Genomic DNA, 17774 nt, shown 5'->3' on the forward strand with positions numbered 1-17774 from the left:
GGGCCCGTAAGGAGGTGTGTGGCGGCCGGCCCTAGCGGGGCGGGCGGGCGGGTTTGCCGGTCACGGCGGTGACGACGGCGGCCTGGCGCAGCAGGCCCGTGACGGCGCCGTCACTGTCAATGACCGCGTATTCGCTTCCCTGCAGTTTGGCCAGGTAGGAGACCAGTTCCTGGCCGGCCGCGGCTTCGGGCACATAAGCGCCGGGCGCCAGCGGGCGGGCCACGGACTGCACGGGTATCTGTTCGGCCGTGCCGGGGGGAACGGAGGCCAGGGCATCCCGGTCCACCACCGCTTCGGGCTGGCCGGTGGCGGCGGTGACCACCACGGCGGTTCCCGGGTGCTGTTCGGCCAGATGCCGGGCGGCAGCCGCCGTAGAACCGGCGGGCAGGGAGACCGCAGGTTCCATCAGCGCGGAGGCAGCAACCCGGGGCAGGCGCAGGCGCAGCCGGGCATTGGTGATGGCCGCTCCCGCCCCCATCCACAGGAAGCCTGAGAGCAGGGCAGCCACCAGGACCAGGCTGAGGGTGGGCGTATCGCCGCGCATATAGGGCGGAATGAACAGCAGCCCCAGGATCAGGACAACAATGATCCGGCCGGCCCAGCCTGCCGCAATCGTGCCCCGTTCCTGCGAGCCGGTGGCTTTCCAGACGGCGCTTTCCACAATCCGGCCGCCGTCCAGCGGCAGGCCCGGAAGGACGTTGAAAACGGCCACGAGGAGGTTGGCGTAGGTGAAAACGGCTGCGACCAGCCAGCCCACCGTGCCGGAGGGAAGGATCCTCAGTACCCCGTAGCCGGCCAGGGCCAGCAGGAAATTCGCAGCCGGTCCGGCCAGCGCCACCAGCAGGGACCTGCCCGGTGTGGAGCGAAGGTCACCGAACTGGGTGTGTCCGCCCCACAGGGTCAAGACGATCTTCGTGGTGGGCCAGCGGTAGGCACGCGCAATGAGTGCGTGGGCAACCTCGTGCGCGAGTACCGACAGCAGGAGCAGGATGGCGTAGCCAAAGGCAACAGCGTAGGCGCCGGCCCCGAGGTTCGGGAAGAACTGCCGCACCTGGGGCCCGAACACGGCCACAATGAGCGCGGCAACCAGGAACCAGGAATAGGCCAGGATGATCGGCACCCCGGCAATGCTGCCCAGCGCGATGCCTTCCCGGCGGGCGGTGCCGCCGGGCCCGCTGCTGCTCACCTGGCGGGCTCCGGAACGGGACCCGAAAGCAGGAGCAGCAGGTCGCGGATGCCGCGCCCGGCCAGGGTGTCCCATTCATGCCGGACGGTCCCTGCCGGCAGCGGTACGAAGTTGGGTACTCCCAGTGTGGAAAGTCCGGCCGCCTGTGCGGAGGCGGCACCGGGCAGGGAGTCTTCGACGGCCACGATGCCGGTTTTCTCCAGTCCGGGAAGGGCTGCCGCCATGGTGTCGAAGGCCAGCTGGTAGGGCTCGGGGTCCGGCTTGCCTGCGCTGACCATGTCTCCGGTGACCACCACATCGAAGGTGCCTGCCGGCAGGGCCCGGACAATTTCCCGGGCCAGGACGGGTTCGGACATGGTCACCATGGCGCAGGGAATATCCGCCTGGCGCAGTTCTGCCAGCAGCTCACGCGCGCCGGGCCGCCAGGGTACAGCGAGGCGGACCTGCTCGGTGACCTGCCCGATCAGCCGGTCGATGATCTCCCGCACAGCCAGGGGCACGCCGGCGTTGCGGAGCATTCCGGCTGAGAATTCAAGGGCCTGGCCCACCATTGCCTCCGCCTGCGCTTCGGTCCACTCGATGCCGTAAGCGGCCGTGAGGTCTTTTTCGGCGGCGATCCAGTAGGGCTCTGTGTCAACGAGGGTGCCGTCCATATCCCAGAACACGGCCTGCAGGGTCGGGGCGGCATGGCTGCGGGCGGAATGGTCTGCGGGAAGTGTGGGCATGCCCTAAGTCTAAGGGGCGGCGCGGACCGGCGTTTCTTTTGCTCTGCGCGAAGCGCCCTGACCCGGTCCTGACACAGGGTGAAACGGGGCATAGTGTGATTGTGTGAGCACTACCGACGGCTTCCCGGCAACCGGGCTGCAGGACTTTTTTGGCGATGAGACTTCCTCCGAACGCGTCACCGTGATGCTGGCGGCGTTCGAGGGCTGGAACGATGCAGGTGAAGCTGCCTCGGACGCGCTGAAATTCCTCCACCGGCACTGGGACAGCGAAAAAATTGCCAGTATCGACGCCGATGAGTACTACGACTTCCAGTTCACCCGGCCGGCCATCAAGCGAACGGCCTCCGGCGGTCACCGGATCAAGTGGCCGACCACCCGGATCTCCCGTGCCGAGGTCCCGGACAGCAACCTTGACGTCATCTTCGTGACCGGGGTGGAGCCCTCCTATAAGTGGCGGGCCTACACCGCCGAACTTATTGCCTTAGCCAAGGAACTGGACGTGGACTGCATAGTGCTTGCCGGCGCACTGCTGGCCGATGTGCCGCACTCGCGTCCCATCCCGGTTACGGCCACCTGCGAGGAACCGGACCTGCAGGAAAGCCTGAGCCTGGAGGAGTCCGCCTACGAGGGACCCATCGGCATTGTGGGCGTGGTCTCGGAGATGGCTAACCTCGCGGACATTCCCTCCGTCTCGCTGTGGGCGGCCGTGCCCCACTATGTGGGGCAGGCGCCCTCGCCCAAGGCGCAGCTGGCACTGCTCAACCGGATCGAAGAGCTCCTGCAGGTTCCCCTGGACACCCGCCTGATCACCGAAGAGGCCGAGGCGTGGGAACGCGGGGTGGACGAGCTGGCCACCGAGGACCCCGAAGTGGCCGCCTACGTCCGCCAGCTGGAAGAGGCCAAGGACACCGCCGAGCTCCCCGAGGCCAGCGGTGAATCCATTGCCCGCGAGTTCGAGCGTTACCTGAAGCGGCGCCGGCGGGACTGACCTGCGCTAGAGGCGGATGCCCAGCAGGGCATCCAGTGCGGCGGAGACCAGCTCTCCCCCGGCCGGTGTCCCCGCAGGGACGGTGGCCAGTGCCGCCGCGGCCCAGGCATCGGCGGCCTGGAGTGCGGCAGGGGCATTAAGGTCATCGGCCAGTGCTTCGCGGATCCGTGCGAGCAGGCCTTCGGCCGCGCTCTCGTCCGTGAACTCCAGTGCGTGCCGCCAGCGGCTGAGGCGTTCCTCCGCCGACCGCAGCTGATCTTCGGTCCAGAACCAGTCGGTGCGGTAGTGGTGGGAGAGCAGGACCAGGCGGATGGCAGCCGGTTCCACCCCCTCGGCGCGCAGACGCGAAACCAGGACCAGGTTGCCCAGGGACTTGCTCATTTTCTCGCCGTCCAGGCCCACCATGCCCGCGTGCGCATAGTGGGAGGCCAGCGGGGTTCCGGCACTGGCGTAGGCGTGCCCGGCACTCATTTCGTGGTGCGGGAATACCAGGTCCGAGCCGCCGGCCTGAACCGTGAAGGGGCGGGGCAGGAACCGCTGGGCAATGACCGAACACTCAATGTGCCAGCCAGGCCGGCCCTGGCCGAGCCGCCCGCCGTCCCAGGACGGTTCCCCGGTCCGGGCCTGGCGCCACAGCAGCGGATCCAGGGCGTTGCGCTTGCCCGGACGGTCCGGATCTCCGCCGCGTTCGGCGAACACCGGAAGCATGGCTTCGCGGTTCAGGTGCGAGACCTGGCCAAGCCACCACGCATCGGGGTCTTCCGGGGCGAGCCGGGAGGCGGCGTCGACGTCGAAGTACAGATCGCCGTCGGGCTCCCCCGCGGTTCCGGGAACCCGGTAGGCCAGGCCGCGGTCCATCAGGTCCTCCACCACCGGAACAATCCACTCCACGGCCTCGACGGCACCAATGTAGTGGTCCGGGGCCAAAACGTTCAGGGCCTCCATGTCATCACGGAAGAGCTGGGTCTGTTCCTGGGCCAGCTTGCGCCAGTCGGCACCGGTGGCGTTGGCGCGTTCCAGCAGCGGATCGTCGACGTCGGTGACGTTCTGTACGTACCGGACGGTGTATCCGGCGTCGCGCCACTGGCGGTTCAGCAGGTCGAACGCAACGTAGGTGGAGGCATGGCCCATATGGGTCGCGTCGTAGGGGGTGATCCCGCAGACGTACATGCTCGCGTCTGAATCCGGCTGCACGGTCACCGGCGCCTGCGCGGCGGTGTCGTAGAGGCGGACGTTGGTCGACGTACCGGGCAGAGTGGGCAGGGAGGGGGATTTCCAGGCAATCACGCTATCAACTCTACTGGGCGCGGCCTCCGGCCGCTGACGGTCCCGGACCGGCCGGGCGGCCGTCAGGCGGCAATAAAGCCGAAGCCGAGAAGCAGGTAGATCAGCACGCCCAGCAGGATGCGGTACCAGACGAAAAGACTGTAGCTGCGGGTCGAGACGTAGCGAAGGAACCAGCCGATGATGACGAATCCCACAACGAAAGCGACAACGGTGGCAGCGCCGGTCTGGGCCGCCGAGTACGGCATCGGCTCATCCAGCGCCTTTACCAGCTGGAACAGTCCGCTGCCGAAGACGGCGGGAATGGCCAGGAGGAATGCGTAGCGGGCCGCGGCTTCGCGGGTGTAACCCATCAGCAGCCCCGCCGTGATGGTGCCGCCGGAGCGGGAGACGCCGGGAATCAGGGCCAGCGCCTGGGCGAACCCGTAGAGGATGCCGTGCTTGTAACTGAGCTGGTCCAGGGAGCGCTGCTGGCGTCCGACGGCGTCGGCGATGGCCAGGATGATGCCGAAGACAATGAGCATGGTGGCCACAAGCCACAGGCTCCGGAACGTGCTTTCGATCTGGTCCTGGAAAAGCAGGCCCAGCACCACGATCGGGATGGTGCCGATAATGATGAGCCAGCCCATGCGCGCATCGGGATCGCTGCGGGGCACCCTGCCCGTGAGGGAACCGAACCAGGACTTGATGATCCGGACAATGTCCTTCCAGAAGTACACGGCCACGGCCGTCTCGGTGCCCAGCTGGGTGATGGCGGTGAACGCCGCCCCCGGATCCCCGGCACCGGGCAGCAGTTCCCCCACAATGCGCAGGTGCGCGCTGGAGGAGATGGGCAGGAACTCTGTCAGGCCCTGGACCAGGCCCAGGAAGATCGCTTCAAACCAATTCACACTAAGACTCTATGGCACCGGAGGGCGTCTCCCGGGCACTGCGGTTCGGTCAGCGGCTGGCCGGGCGCCCCAGCGGATTGCCGTTTTCATTCCCGTCATCCCCGGGAATCCCGTCCGGGGTGATCGGGTCCGTGTCGTCCTCGAGGGCCTCGTAGTCGTCTTCGTCGTCTTCGTAGATTTCCAGCGGGGTGACCTCCCCGTAGGCGTCATAGAGCACTTCCTCGTAGACTTCGAAGGCATCGGCGATCGCGAGGTACGCGCTCTCGACGACGGGATCCTTTTCGCCGCGGCGGCTGGCAGCCGCCGCAAGGTGCTCCTCGAAGGCCGTGACCAGGGACTGGAGCGCGATGCGCGGATCTATGCTCATTCCCTAGACGTTAGCGGTAAAGTAGGCAAAATTGGAGGGAAATGCGCGAACAAATTCTTGCACCAGATGTCTCCCGCCGGCGCGAAAACACCCGGGACTATGAATACCTGGTGGTCTCTGTTGAGCCCACCGAATCCCTGCCCGAAGCCCGGCGCCGCCTGATTGAACACGCCGAGTACGGCAAGTGGGAACTGCACCGCAGCCGCATCTACAGCGGCGGCGGACGGCGGTTCTGGCTGCGCCGAAGAATCCTGCGAGTCCAGCGGACCGCCTAGGGCCTACTGCACCGGGCCCAGGACGGCATTGGCCACGGAGGCATGCACCGAGTCCTCGCTCGAGGGATGGAACATGCCCGCCAGTACATCCCGGTACAAGCGCTCCAGCTCCTGTCCCCGGGAGTAGCTCCGGCCGCCCGCCACCCGCATGGCGGTTTCAACGACGCCGCGGGCGGTTCCGGTGCTGCGGTACTTCAGGCCCGAGAGCAGCGGGAACCAGTAGCTGCCGTGGTCCGTGCCCTCTTCCAGGTCCCGGGCGACGGCGTCCAGCTCCAAGCCTGCGCCGTCCATCCGCAACGCGGCGTCGGCAACCTTCCACCGGGTGTCCGGATCAGCCGACGCCGGAACGCCGTCCGGTGAGCGGCGGCCACGGGCTGCGTCAGCGGCCAGCTGCACGGCGCGGTCCCCGATCCCCGTGTAGACCGCGGACAGCAGCGTCTCGAAAAGGCTGAAGATGCCGAAGACGAACGCGTCGCGGTGCGGGCCCACCGGCGTCGTGCGGACCATCCGGGCTGCCGGTACCATCGCGTCATCCAACCGTGTGGTGCAGGACTGGCTGGCCCGCATGCCCATGGTGTTCCAGTCATCGGCGATGGTGATTCCTGCGGTCCCCCGGTCCGCGAAGCCGAAAACCAGCCGCGGGTCTTCCGGGGCGGAGGTGTCCTTCCCGAAGATGCCCAGCCGGGTCCACGCCGGGGAAAGGCTGGTGAAGATCTTGGTGCCCGTGAAGGCGTAGCCGCCGTCCCCCGTGGGCCGTGCCGCTGTGTGGGAGTCAAAGAGCACGGCGGGATTGCCGGGCTCGGAGACGCCGAAGGCAAACAGCTCCCCCGCTGCAGCTTCCTTCAGGACAAAGGCCAGGGAGTCATCGCCCTGCCGGGCCAGCAAGTGGGCTACTCCGCACCAGACCTGGTGCATGTTCACGGCCAGCGCGGTGGCCGGGGCTGCTGCCGCCAGCAGGCGCTGGCTGGCAACGACGTCGGGAATGCCCAGTCCCGCCCCGCCCTCGGCTACCGGCGTGAACAGGGCGAGATACCCTGCTGCCCGCAGCTCTTCCAGGTCTTCGGTGAAGAAGCTGTTGGTTTCGTCGTAGCCTGCGGCGCGGGACCGCAGGCGCTCAAGCAGATCCGGGGTGAGGATGTCGGTGGCGGGCACGGGGGTTCTCCTTGTTGGGTCAGCAACCGGGTGCGGTCAGTAACTTGTGAGCAGCCGCGACAGGACCCGGGTGCCGAACTTGAGTGAATCCACCGGCACCCGCTCGTCCACGCCGTGGAACATGCCGGTGAAATCCAGGTCCTCGGGCAGGCGGAGCGGGGCGAAACCGTAGCCCGTGATGCCCAGCCGGCTGAGGGACTTGTTGTCCGTGCCGCCCGAGAGTGTGTAGGGAAGCACGGGCGCGCCGGGATCCTCGGCCTGCAGCGCACCGACCATGGAGTCCACCAGGTTGCCCTTGAACGGCACCTCCAGGGACACGTCCTGGTGCTCATAGCTGATGTCAATGCCGTCGCCGGCCAGTTCCCGGATGGTGGCCAGCACCTGTTCCTCCTGCCCGGGCAATGTGCGCGCATCAATCAGCGCCTCGGCAGTCCCGGGAATGACGTTGTGCTTGTAACCGGCCTTCAGCACGGTGGGGTTGGAGGTGTTCTGCAGGGTGGCACCCACAAAACGCGCCACGGTGCCCAGTTCGGCCAGGATGCGGTCCGGGTTGTCCGGATCGAACTCGACGCCGGTCAGTTCCGTCACACCGTCAAGGAAGGCCCGCGTGGTGTCCGTCAGCTCAATGGGCCAGGGGTGGCTGCCGATATTGGCGACGGCGCGCGCCAGCCGCGTCACGGCGTTGTCGGTGTTGATCTGGGAGCCGTGCCCGGCGCGCCCGTGGGCCACCAGCCGGAGCCAGGAGATGCCCTTCTCCGCCGTCTGCAGCAGATAGGTCCGCCGGCCACCGATGGTGGCCGAGAAGCCACCCACCTCGGAGATAGCCTCCGTGGCGCCGTCGAACAGTTCCGGCCGGTGTTCCACAGCCCAGCGCGCTCCGTAGTCACCGCCGGCTTCCTCGTCAGCGAAGAACGCGAAAACAATGTCCCGGCGGGGCTTGGTGCCCGTGGCTGCCATGGAACGCATCACGGACAGGATCATGGCGTCCATGTCCTTCATGTCCACGGCACCGCGGCCCCAGATCAACCCGTCGCGCTCTTCGCCGCTGAACGGGTCCACGCTCCAATCCTGTTTCTGTGCCGGCACCACATCCAGGTGCCCGTGCACCACCAGGGCGGGCAGGGATGAATCACTGCCCGCCATCCGGGTCACCACCGACGCGCGGCCGGGCGCGGACTCAAAGAGATCCGCCGAGAGCCCGGCTTCCTCGATCAGCCCGGCCGTGTATTCAGCCGCGGCGCGCTCCCCCGGTCCGGAGTTGTCGCCGAAGTTGGAGGTGTCGAACCGGATCAGCTCCCGGCAGATCCGGGCCACCTCGTCTTCGGCGCGTACTGCTGCGCCGGACCGGACTGCACGGGAGTCGTCCCCGGCGGAGGAATTGGAGCGGGCGTCTTCAGGCATGGTGTCCCCTTCGGTAAGCTGTGCTGCCAGCTTAGCCAGAGAGGGCGTGAGGTGCGCCGCATTTCGCCTTCCGGCGACACCCAACCTGCCTGCGGCTTGGGTCGATTCGTTGTTCGGTGCGAAACCGTGTTAGAGTTTTTCCCGTTGCTTCCACAGGTTTTGAACAACACCGGAACCTGTGGAGATCACCCAAGCGCGGGTGGCGGAATGGCAGACGCGCTAGCTTGAGGTGCTAGTCCTCTAACGAGGGTGGGGGTTCAAGTCCCCCTCCGCGCACAGACAAACCCCCGGAATCTTTCGATTCCGGGGGTTTTTTGTTGGCTGTGAAAAGCATGTTGATGTGATGTTCGGCACCACTGGACGAACGGCTTGGATGCTAGGTGCCGGGAACGGAACAGTATCCGTTCCGTTTGCGGGTCAATCATCGCAGGGCCGCTGCGGGGCGTGTTGCCCGGATGAACGCACCGGTACCCTCGATGCCATGGACGGCGGCGCGGTTTTCAATCTCCTGCTGGTTGTGTTCTTCATCCTGCTGGGCGGAGTTTTTGCGGGTGCTGAAATGGCCCTGGTGTCCCTGCGGGAAAGCCAGATCAGCGGCATTGAACGCAGTGGCCGGCAGGGGGCGCGCACCGCGCGTCTGGCCCGCAACCCGAATCTTTTCCTCTCCGCCATCCAGATAGGCGTGACGCTCACCGGTTTCTTCTCAGCGGCCTACGGCGCTTCCGCCCTGGCACCGGCGGTGGTGCCGCTGCTGCGCCGGTGGGGACTGTCCGAGGCGGCCGCTGACACTACGGCCTTTATTGTGCTGACCCTGTTCGTGGCCTACCTGTCCCTGGTGCTTTCGGAACTGGTACCCAAGCGCCTGGCCATGCAGAACGCGGTACGGTTCGCCAGGATCCTTTCGCCCGCACTGAACCTGTTCGCGGTGCTGATGCGCCCGGTAATCCGGTTCCTCTCGGTCTCCACCGATACCGTGGTGCGCCTGCTGGGCGGCAACCCCAACGTGAAGACGGTACCGGTGAGCAGCCAGGAACTTTGGGACATGGTGGCAGCCAGTCCCATGCTTGCCGAGGACAGCAGGCGGATCCTGTCCGATGTGTTCGGAGCCGGTACGCGGTTGGTGCAGGAAGTGATGCGTCCGCGCACCGAAGTGGTTTTCCTCCGCGCGGACCTGTCGCTGGAGCAGGCCCGGGAACAGGTGCGCGAACTACCGTACTCGAGGTACCCGGTCATCAGCGGGTCCGTGGACGACGTCGCCGGGTTCATCCACGTCCGTGACCTGATGCCGGATCCGCAGGACCCGGAACGGGACGTGCGCACCGTGGCGCAGATCCTGCGGCCCATCCTGTTTGTACCCGGCACGGCCACGGTGCTGCCCTCCCTGACCCGGATGCGGCGGGAAAACAGCCACATAGCCGTTGTGGCCGACGAATACGGCGGTACGGACGGGATCATCACCTTGGAGGACCTGATCGAGGAACTCGTGGGCGAAATCTACGACGAATACGACACCGGCCGGGACCCGGAGGACCGTTACCGGCGCGAGAAAGGCCAGCTGGTGGTGGACGGCGCGCTGATCCTCCAGGAGTTCGAGCGGCTCACCGGCGTCGCCCTGCCGGAGGGGCAGTACGAGACACTTGCCGGCTACATCCTCGAACAACTGGGCCGGATGGCCCGCCCCGGCGACACTGTCCAAGGGCCCGGCTGCCGGTTGGAGGTACTGGGCGTGCGCAGGCGGCGGATTGGTGCGGTGCGGGTAATTCCCGAAGCCGCCCACTGAACGGCGTCCACTGAACGGCGCCCCCGTTGCCTTTACCGGGTGCCACCGCGCACAATACCGAGCAACGTGGTTTGGACCGATTGTCCGGGAGGGCAGACATGGCCGATATCAAGTCTGAAACGGACCGGACCGAACTCAAACGGGTCATGGGCACGAAACTGCTGCTGCTTTTCATTGTGGGCGACATCCTCGGCACTGGCGTTTATGCCCTGACCGGCCAAGTGGCCGGGGAAATCGGGGGCGCGGCGTGGGCGCCCATCCTGCTGGCCTTCGCGGTGGCCACCATTACCGCCCTGTCCTATCTGGAACTGGTCACCAAGTATCCGCAGGCCGCCGGAGCCGCCCTGTACACGCATAAAGCCTTCGGCGTGCATTTCCTGACGTTCCTCGTGACCTTCGCGGTCCTCTGTTCCGGGATCACCTCGGCCTCGACCGCTTCCAAGTTCCTGGCTGAAAACTTCATGGTCGGGTTCAATCTGGGCTGGGGGCAGGCCGGCGTCACCTGGGTGGCGGTGATCTTCATGCTGCTGCTGGCGGCCGTCAACCTCCGGGGTGCGGCCGAAAGCGTGAAGTTCAACATTGTGCTGACTGCCATCGAGCTGACCGGCCTGCTGATTGTCATCCTGATCGGGTTCTGGGCCATGGGGCAGGGAAACGCCGACTTCTCCCGGGTGGTCGTGTTTGAAACCGAAGCGGGCAAAAGTGTTTTCCTGGCCCTCACCGGCGCAACCTCGCTGGCGTTTTTCTCCATGGTCGGGTTCGAGGACTCAGTGAACATGGCCGAGGAAACCCATGACCCCGTACGGATCTTCCCCAAGGTAATGCTGACCGGCCTGAGCATCACCGTCTCCGTCTACCTGTTGGTGTCCATCGCAGCCGTGGCCGTGGTCCCGGTGGGACAGCTGTCCGAAAGTGCCACGCCGCTGCTCGAAGTGGTGCGCGCCGGCGCCCCCAACCTGCCCGTCGACGCGGTCTACCCGTTCCTGTCCATCTTCGCCGTGGCCAACACCGCCCTGATCAACATGCTGATGGCCAGCCGCCTGCTGTACGGCATGGCCCGGCAGGACGTCCTGCCGCGCGGGCTGTCGCTGGTGCTGCCGGGACGGCGGACCCCGTGGGCGGCGATTGTGTTTACGACGGCGATCGCAGTGGGGCTGATCATTGTGGTCACCAACTTCATGGGCAAGGGAACGGTCACTGCGCTTGGCGGGACCACCGCCCTGCTCCTGCTGGGTGTCTTCACGGTGGTGAACATCGCCTGCATCGTGCTGCGCCGTACGCCGATTGACCGGCCGCACTTCCGCTCCCCCACCGTGATGCCCTTCATCGGTGCCATCACCTGTGCCTTCCTGGTGGGTCCGTGGGCCCAGGATGCTGTGGAGTACCGCATCGCGGGCATCCTGCTGCTCCTGGGCCTGGTCCTTTGGGTTCTGACCTGGTTCTGGAACCGCGCCGTCAAGGCCCGCAAAACCCGCTTCAGCGACCCGTCCCAGCTCAGTTGATGCTTCGCCGGCGGCACGCGGCCGGCGAAGAACCGCCAGGAAGAAGGAGACCATGACCGTCGTCGTCGGATATGTACCCACACCGGAGGGGGAAACAGCACTGCGTGCCGGGGTGCGGGCAGCCCGGGAACTGGCCATGGGGCTGGTAGTGGTGAACGTGGAGAGCACCCGCGGGGCCCGGGACCCGGGCGAATCCCCCGGCTACCTGCAGGAGCTGGCCACGGTCCTGCAGGAAAGCCGGCTGCCGCATACCCTGCTGCATCCGGTGGGTGATTTTGACGCGTCGGAAGAGATCCTGAAGGCCGCCGAGGGCCATGGCGCCCAGCTTGTGGTGCTGGGCATCCGGCACCGGACACCGGTGGGGAAACTGTTCCTCGGCAGTACGGCCCAGCGGGTGCTCCTTGAAGCGGACTGCCCGGTCCTGGCGGTGAAGGCCGGGCAGGCGTGAGCTACAGCCTGGCCAGCACCGCTTCGATTCCGGTGAAGGTCTCCGCGAAGGACGTGGACAGCGGAGACAGGCCGATGCGGATGCCGTCGGGATTGCGGTAGTCCGGAATGACCCCCTGCTCCCACAGGGCGGCGGTGACCGCCTTGAACGCGGGATGGTCAATGGTGATGTGGCTGCCGCGGCGTTCCGGATCGCGCGGCGAGGCCAGCACGACGCCGCGCGGTGCCAGCAGTGCGTCCACAGCGGCAACGGCGTATTCGGTCAGCGCCTGCGACTTTGCCCGGACGGCTTCCATGCCGGCCTCGCGGATCAGGGCCACCATGTCCTGCATGGCAAGCATGCCCAGAATGGGCGGGGTGCCGGAGACCAGGCGCCGGATGCCGCTTGCCGGGACGTACCCCGGCGCCATCCCGAACGGGTCCTCGGAGCCGAGCCAGCCCTGGATGGGCTGGGTGAACTCCGCCTGGTGGCGGGCGGCGACGTAACCCCAGGCAGGTGCGCCCGGGCCGCCGTTGAGGTACTTGTAGCTGCAGCCGACGGCGTAATCCACACCCCACGCGTCCAGTTCGGCAGGGACCGCGCCGACGGAGTGGCACAGGTCCCACAGCACCAGCCCGCCGGCGTCGTGCACCAGCGCGGAAATGGCTGCGGCATCGGCGAGGTAGCCGGAGCGGTAGGCGACGTGGCTGAAGACGGCCAGCGCGGTATGCGGGCCCACGGCCTCGGCCACGGCTTCGGCGCTGACTCCGCCGTCGTAATCCGCGCGCACCCAGCGCAGGGTCAGCCCGCACTCGCGGGCAACCCCCTCCAGTACGTACCGGTCCGTAGGGAAGTTGTCGGCATCGAGCAGGATCTCGGTTCGGCCCGGCCGGGCGGCGACGGCCGCCCGGGCCAGCTTGTACAGCAGCACGGTGGTGGAATCCGCCACGATGCACTGGCCCGGTGCCGCACCCAGCACCACCGCCCCCAGTTCGTCGCCAATCCGCCCGGGAAGCTCCAGCCACTCCTCGTCCCAGCCGCGGATCAGCCGCTGGGCCCACTGTCCGGTGACAAAGTCCTGCAGGTGTTCGGCGGTCGCCCGGAGCGGCCGGCCCAGGGAGTTGCCGTCAAGATACGCGCTCACCTCCCCGGCCGGAAGGAAGCGGTCCCGGTAACCCGCGAGGGGATCCGCGGCATCCAGTTCCTTGGCGGTAACCAACAGGGAGGCGGCATCAATCATGGGAGGAACCTTAGCAGTTGGGGAAGTGCCGGATTGGCGGCGGGACGGGAAGGGCCCCGCCGAGCTCCGCTGCTGCGGAGGCCGACGGGGCCCGGGGTGCTGCTGGGAAGTACTGCGGAGCCTGGGGAAGCCAGGCCCGGCCAATCAGGCCCGGGTGGCGGCAGCGAACCCGTCCCCGGGGGCGGCTGCCTCCAGCGGACGGACGGTGCCGGCGAAGTGCCGGCGCATCGAGCGCGGATTCCAGCCCGTGAAGGTGGAACCGGCCCAGCTGCTGCCCGCCTCGTCGTCGTGGATCGACACTGCAACAGTGGCCGGCAGGAACACCGGGGACTCAAAGTCGATGGTCCACTCGAAGGGGCCCTCCTGAGTCTGCACCGCATCGGAAACCACCCGCGAGGCCAGGTACATGCCGTGGGCCAGGGACCGCTTCATGCCCAGCGCCTTGGCGGACAGGCGGCTCAGGTGGATCGGGTTGAAGTCCCCGGAAACGCGGGCATAGTTGCGGCCCGCGTCGGCACCCAGCCGCCACATGGCGGTAGGCAGCGGCGGAACGAACTCGGGCCGCCCCGCGGACTCACCGGGCCGGTCCGTCTTGGGAAGGAAAACACCCTTCGCCAGGTAGGTGGAACGCCCGCGCCACAGCACTTCGCCGTCCGCCCCCGTAACCTCGGCTACCAGCTCCACAGAGGTGCCGGACCGGTGTCCGCCCAGGTTCTCTGCCCAGGCGGTGACCGTCAGCGGCTCGCTGTAGTGGATTGGACGGTAATGCTGCACCACGTTGCGCAGGTGCACCATGCCCAGCAGGGGCAGCGGAAAGTCATCGCGCGCCATGAGGCTCATGGCCACCGGGAACGCGAAGGTGTGCACGTAACCGGTGGGCAGGTAATCCGTGGCACTGTGCAGGACCAGGCGCTGGAAGTCGGTCAGCTTGGCCAGGTCGACGGCGGCGCCGGACACCACGTGCCGGTCCGCCGGGAGGGTCGTGCTGCCTTTGGCGGAGGACATCCTGGCCTTGGCGGCACTGCCCAGTGCGCCGGCATAAAGCTTGCCGAGGGCCGGGATTTCACGCAGCTGGGTGGAGCTCATGCGCCCACCATGTTCTGCCCGCATACCCGAACCACCTGGCCGTTGACCCCGGCCGCGGAGTCCGAAGCCAGGAAGGAAATGGTTTCGGCCACATCCACCGGCAGGCCGCCCTGCTGCAGGCTGGACAGGCGGCGTGCCACCTGCCTGGTCAGGGCCGGAATAGCAGCAGTCATGTCCGTTTCGATAAACCCCGGAGCGACGGCATTGATGGACCCGCCGCGCGGAGCCAGCAGGGGTGCGGTGGCCCGGACCATGCCGATGACGCCGCCCTTGGAAGCGGCGTAGTTCGTCTGGCCGCGGTTGCCGGCAATACCGCTGGTGGAAGCCAGCGACACGATCCGGCCCTCGGGGCTGAAGCCGCTGGAGGCCAGGAAGGCCTGGTTCATGCGCAGCTGGGAGGCGATATTAACGGCGATGACCGAACCCCAGCGGGCTTCGTCCATGTTGGCCAGCAGCTTGTCGCGGGTGATCCCGGCATTGTGGATCACGATGTCCAGGTGCCCGTAGCGCTCGGCGGCATGGGCAAGGATGCGCTCTGCCGCGTCATCGCGGGTGATGTCCACCTGCAGCGCGGTGCCGCCGATTTCGTTGGCGACCTTGGCCAGCTGTTCGCCGGCGGCCGGCACGTCCACCACAATCACGGTGGCGCCGTCGCGGTGCAGCACCTTGGCAATGGCTGCGCCGATGCCGCGGGCGGCACCGGTTACCACGGCCACCTTGCCGGCCAGGGGTGCGTTCCAATCCGCCGGCAGCGAGCCTGCGTCGGAGCCGACGGTGATGAACTGGCCGCTGACGTAGGCGCTTTTGCCCGAGAGGAGGAAACGCAGGGCAGCGGCCACTGAGGGGGCCGACGCCTGCACGCCGTTGGCGAGCACGATGCCGTTGGCGGTGGCGCCGCCGCGCAGTTCATGCGCGATGGAACGCAACGTACCGTCAATGCCCTGGCGGGCGGCGGCGGCGGCCGGATCCTGCGCTTCTGCTGCGGGCCGGGACACTGTGAGCACCCGTCCGCCCGGGGCGAGGTCGCGCAGGGCGGCGCCTGCCGCCAGTGTGGGTTCGGCCAAATCGGTGGGATCGGCGGCGTCGTCCAGGACAATCAGGATGGCGCCGAGCTTTTCCTTCGGAGTGGCATGCCGGCGTACGTCCTGGTCCCAGGCAAGCAGCAGCTGTGAGAGGTCATCCGCGGTTTCGCCCTTGCCGAGCACCAGCACCGGCCCTGGTACCAGCGGCTTGGCCGGGTCGAAGCGGCGCAGGATGGCCGGCCGGGGCAGGCCGAGCTTCTTGGACAGGTCTTTGGTGAAGCCGGTATTGACCAGCTTGAGGTAGGTATCAGTCATGGCTAGCGCGCCTCCAGGATCGCGACGAGGCCCTGCCCGCCGGCAGCGCAGATCGAAATAAGGCCGCGGCCCGAACCCTTTTCATGGAGCATCTTGGCCAGCGAGGCCACGATGCGTCCGCCGGTGGCAGCGAAGGGGTGGCCGGCGGCCAGCGAGGAACCGTTGACGTTGAGCTTGCTGCGGTCGATGCTGCCCAGCGGTGCATCCAGGCCCAGGCGGGTGCGGCAGAACTCTTCGTCTTCCCAAGCGGCCAGGGTTGAGAGCACCGTGCCGGCGAAGGCCTCATGGATTTCGAAGAAGTCGAAGTCGTCGAAGGTGAGGCCGTGGCGGGCCAGCAGGCGCGGGACGGCGAAGGCCGGAGCCATCAGCAGTCCGTCCTTGCCGTGCACAAAGTCCACGGCGCCGGCTTCGGCGTCCACAATGTTCGCGAGCATCGGCAGATCGTGTTCGCGGGCGTAGTCCTCCGAGCCCAGCAGCACCACGGAGGCACCGTCGGTCAGCGGAGTGGAGTTGCCGGCGGTCATGGTGGCGGCATCCCCAAGGGACTTGCCGAAGGCGGGCTTGAGCTTGGCGAGCTTTTCCATGGTGGTGTCCGGACGCAGGTTCGCGTCCTTGGACAGCCCGCGGTACGGGGTGACAAGGTCATCGAAGAAGCCACGGTCGTAGGCGGCAGCCATATTGCGGTGGCTGTTGTAGGCCAGCTCGTCCTGTGCCTCGCGGGTGATCTTCCACTGCGCGGTGGTCAGGGCCTGGTGCTCGCCCATGGAAAGGCCGGTGCGGGGCTCGCCGGTGGACGGGGCATTCGGGGACAGGTCCTTGGGGCGGATCTTCGCGACGGCGGCCAGCTTCTGCTTGGTGGTGCGGGCGCGGGAGAGGTCCAGCAGGGCCCGGCGCAGGCCTTCACTGACGGCAATAGGGGCGTCCGACGCGGAGTCCACGCCGCCGGCAATAGCGGATTCCAGCTGGCCGAGCTTGATCTTGTTGGCCAGGCTGACCACTGTTTCCAGTCCGGTGGCGCAGGCCTGCTGGACATCGTAGGCGGGGGTCTCAGGCGACAGTGCCGAGCCCAGGACCGCTTCGCGGGTCAGGTTGAAATCGCGGGAGTGCTTCAGGACGGCGCCGCCGGCTACTTCGCCGATCCGCTCGCCCTGCAGGCCGAAGCGGGCAATAAGCCCGTCAAGGGCTGCCGTGAGCATGTCCTGGTTGGAGCTGTAGGTGTACTTTCCGCCTGAACGGGCGAAGGGGATTCGGTTGCCGCCGATCACCACGGCCTTGCGTACCGCGGGTGCGGTCTCGTTGGGCCGGGCGGTGAGGGGTTCGGGCTGTGCAGCCATTCGTCGTTCTCCTTGGGAGTGCTTGGGGGTTGGGTGGCACGGTGGGGTGTGTGACGGTAGTTACTGTTACCCAGCGTACCTGATACGCTCAGTATCGTGAACAACGCACTAGAGGACTCCTCCGCGGCCGCCCCCGCCGGTGACGGCCGCGCGCTTCGCTGGGAAGCGCACCGGGCCGAACGCCGCCGTACGCTCATTAAGACCGCGCGCCGTGCCGTGCACTCGCTGGGCTACTCGGCCTCCATGGAAGAGATCGCGGCGGCCTCCGGTACCTCCAAATCGGTGTTCTACCGCTACTTCGGAGATAAGGCCGGGCTGCAGAAGGCCATGGGCGAAATGGCCGTGGCCCGCATGCAGGAGAAAATCCTGGCGGCCGGCCGCACCGCTTCCTCAGCGCGCTCCGGGCTGCGGGCCATGGTCTCGGCGTACCTGCAGATGGCGGAAACCTCACCCAACGTGTACCTGTTCGTCACCGGCCGGCTGGCCGAGGGCGGCCCCGACCAGCAAGTGGACACCACACTTTCGCACTTCTTCGAGACCATCACGTCAATGATGGATTCGGCCATGCGGCACTACCTCGCCGGCCGTGAAGTGCCGCCGGAGGCCAGCGCCACCGCGCAGTACTGGCCCACAGCTGCGCTGGGCATGATCCGCGCGGCCGGAGAACGCTGGATCGCCGCGCCGCCGGGCGAAGGCAAGCCCACCGAAGAACAAATGACCGAGCAGCTGACCGTCTGGCTTTTTGACGGCATCGGCTACGACCAGGGGCACACCCCCCTCCCCCGGATTTCCTGAGCACG

At 67.2% G+C, this 17774-nt stretch carries 17 protein-coding genes and 1 tRNA gene; 7 read left to right on the plus strand and 11 right to left on the minus strand.

Annotated features, from left to right (window positions below):
- Positions 1–31 precede the first annotated feature (31 nt).
- Both LOC57_RS08215 and LOC57_RS08220 read right to left on the minus strand, forming a co-directional pair.
- On the minus strand, positions 32–1186 hold the full coding sequence (locus LOC57_RS08215) for a site-2 protease family protein (RefSeq protein ID WP_229959078.1): 1155 nt from the start codon (positions 1184–1186) through the stop codon (positions 32–34).
- The gene (locus tag LOC57_RS08220; protein WP_227911384.1) at positions 1183–1911 is read right to left on the minus strand and encodes an HAD family hydrolase; all 729 of its coding nucleotides are present in this window, start codon (positions 1909–1911) and stop codon (positions 1183–1185) included. The genes LOC57_RS08215 and LOC57_RS08220 overlap by 4 nt, the downstream gene beginning before the upstream one ends.
- A 103-nt stretch (positions 1912–2014) precedes the next feature.
- Here LOC57_RS08220 and LOC57_RS08225 point away from each other — a divergent pair, with 103 nt between their 5' ends.
- On the plus strand, positions 2015–2899 hold the full coding sequence (locus LOC57_RS08225) for a PAC2 family protein (protein WP_442860713.1): 885 nt from the start codon (positions 2015–2017) through the stop codon (positions 2897–2899).
- A gap of 6 nt (positions 2900–2905) precedes the next feature.
- Here LOC57_RS08225 and mshC read toward each other — a convergent pair whose 3' ends face one another.
- The 3 genes from mshC to LOC57_RS08240 all read right to left on the minus strand — a co-directional run bounded on the left by mshC (position 2906) and on the right by LOC57_RS08240 (position 5440).
- Entirely contained in the window at positions 2906–4186 is a 1281-nt protein-coding gene (gene mshC / locus LOC57_RS08230) for a cysteine--1-D-myo-inosityl 2-amino-2-deoxy-alpha-D-glucopyranoside ligase (protein WP_227926285.1), read from the minus strand.
- 62 nt (positions 4187–4248) lie between these two features.
- The gene (locus tag LOC57_RS08235; protein WP_227911382.1) at positions 4249–5073 is read right to left on the minus strand and encodes an undecaprenyl-diphosphate phosphatase; all 825 of its coding nucleotides are present in this window, start codon (positions 5071–5073) and stop codon (positions 4249–4251) included.
- Between the two features lie 49 nt (positions 5074–5122).
- Entirely contained in the window at positions 5123–5440 is a 318-nt protein-coding gene (locus LOC57_RS08240) for a hypothetical protein (protein WP_227911381.1), read from the minus strand.
- 41 nt (positions 5441–5481) lie between these two features.
- Here LOC57_RS08240 and LOC57_RS08245 point away from each other — a divergent pair, with 41 nt between their 5' ends.
- Positions 5482–5715: a DUF5703 family protein gene (locus tag LOC57_RS08245; RefSeq protein ID WP_227911380.1), complete on the plus strand. Its 234-nt coding sequence runs from the start codon at positions 5482–5484 to the stop codon at positions 5713–5715.
- 3 nt (positions 5716–5718) lie between these two features.
- On the opposite strand, the gene LOC57_RS08250 is transcribed toward LOC57_RS08245, so the two are convergent.
- Positions 5719–6867, minus strand: coding sequence for an acyl-CoA dehydrogenase family protein (locus LOC57_RS08250; protein WP_229959080.1), 1149 nt, complete (start codon positions 6865–6867; stop codon positions 5719–5721).
- Between the two features lie 36 nt (positions 6868–6903).
- Positions 6904–8268, minus strand: a complete 1365-nt coding sequence (locus tag LOC57_RS08255; protein ID WP_229959082.1) for a M20/M25/M40 family metallo-hydrolase — start codon at positions 8266–8268, stop codon at positions 6904–6906.
- A 193-nt stretch (positions 8269–8461) separates the two neighbouring features.
- Here LOC57_RS08255 and LOC57_RS08260 point away from each other — a divergent pair.
- The 4 genes from LOC57_RS08260 (at position 8462) to LOC57_RS08275 (ending at position 11998) form a co-directional block, all read left to right on the plus strand.
- A tRNA-Leu gene (locus LOC57_RS08260) sits at positions 8462–8544 on the plus strand.
- A 205-nt stretch (positions 8545–8749) separates the two neighbouring features.
- Positions 8750–10048: a hemolysin family protein gene (locus LOC57_RS08265; RefSeq protein ID WP_227911377.1), complete on the plus strand. Its 1299-nt coding sequence runs from the start codon at positions 8750–8752 to the stop codon at positions 10046–10048.
- 98 nt (positions 10049–10146) lie between these two features.
- On the plus strand, positions 10147–11550 hold the full coding sequence (locus tag LOC57_RS08270) for an APC family permease (protein ID WP_229959084.1): 1404 nt from the start codon (positions 10147–10149) through the stop codon (positions 11548–11550).
- A gap of 52 nt (positions 11551–11602) precedes the next feature.
- The gene (locus LOC57_RS08275) at positions 11603–11998 is read left to right on the plus strand and encodes a universal stress protein (protein WP_227911375.1); all 396 of its coding nucleotides are present in this window, start codon (positions 11603–11605) and stop codon (positions 11996–11998) included.
- 1 nt (position 11999) lies between these two features.
- On the opposite strand, the gene LOC57_RS08280 is transcribed toward LOC57_RS08275, so the two are convergent.
- From LOC57_RS08280 to LOC57_RS08295, 4 genes are all read right to left on the minus strand, one after another.
- Positions 12000–13217: a kynureninase gene (locus tag LOC57_RS08280; RefSeq protein ID WP_229959085.1), complete on the minus strand. Its 1218-nt coding sequence runs from the start codon at positions 13215–13217 to the stop codon at positions 12000–12002.
- Positions 13218–13361: 144 nt separating this feature from the next.
- Complete coding sequence (locus LOC57_RS08285) at positions 13362–14303, minus strand: MaoC family dehydratase (protein ID WP_229959087.1); 942 nt, start codon at positions 14301–14303, stop codon at positions 13362–13364.
- Complete coding sequence (locus LOC57_RS08290; protein ID WP_229959089.1) at positions 14300–15640, minus strand: 3-oxoacyl-ACP reductase; 1341 nt, start codon at positions 15638–15640, stop codon at positions 14300–14302. The genes LOC57_RS08285 and LOC57_RS08290 overlap by 4 nt, the downstream gene beginning before the upstream one ends.
- A gap of 2 nt (positions 15641–15642) precedes the next feature.
- Entirely contained in the window at positions 15643–16974 is a 1332-nt protein-coding gene (locus LOC57_RS08295; protein WP_227926293.1) for an acetyl-CoA C-acetyltransferase, read from the minus strand.
- 96 nt (positions 16975–17070) lie between these two features.
- Between LOC57_RS08295 and LOC57_RS08300 the strand changes: the two genes are divergently transcribed.
- Complete coding sequence (locus LOC57_RS08300; RefSeq protein ID WP_229959091.1) at positions 17071–17769, plus strand: TetR/AcrR family transcriptional regulator; 699 nt, start codon at positions 17071–17073, stop codon at positions 17767–17769.
- Positions 17770–17774: the final 5 nt, after the last annotated feature.

The sequence above is a fragment of the Arthrobacter sp. zg-Y750 genome (assembly GCF_020907365.1).
In the GTDB taxonomy this organism is placed as follows: Bacteria; Actinomycetota; Actinomycetes; order Actinomycetales; family Micrococcaceae; genus Arthrobacter_B.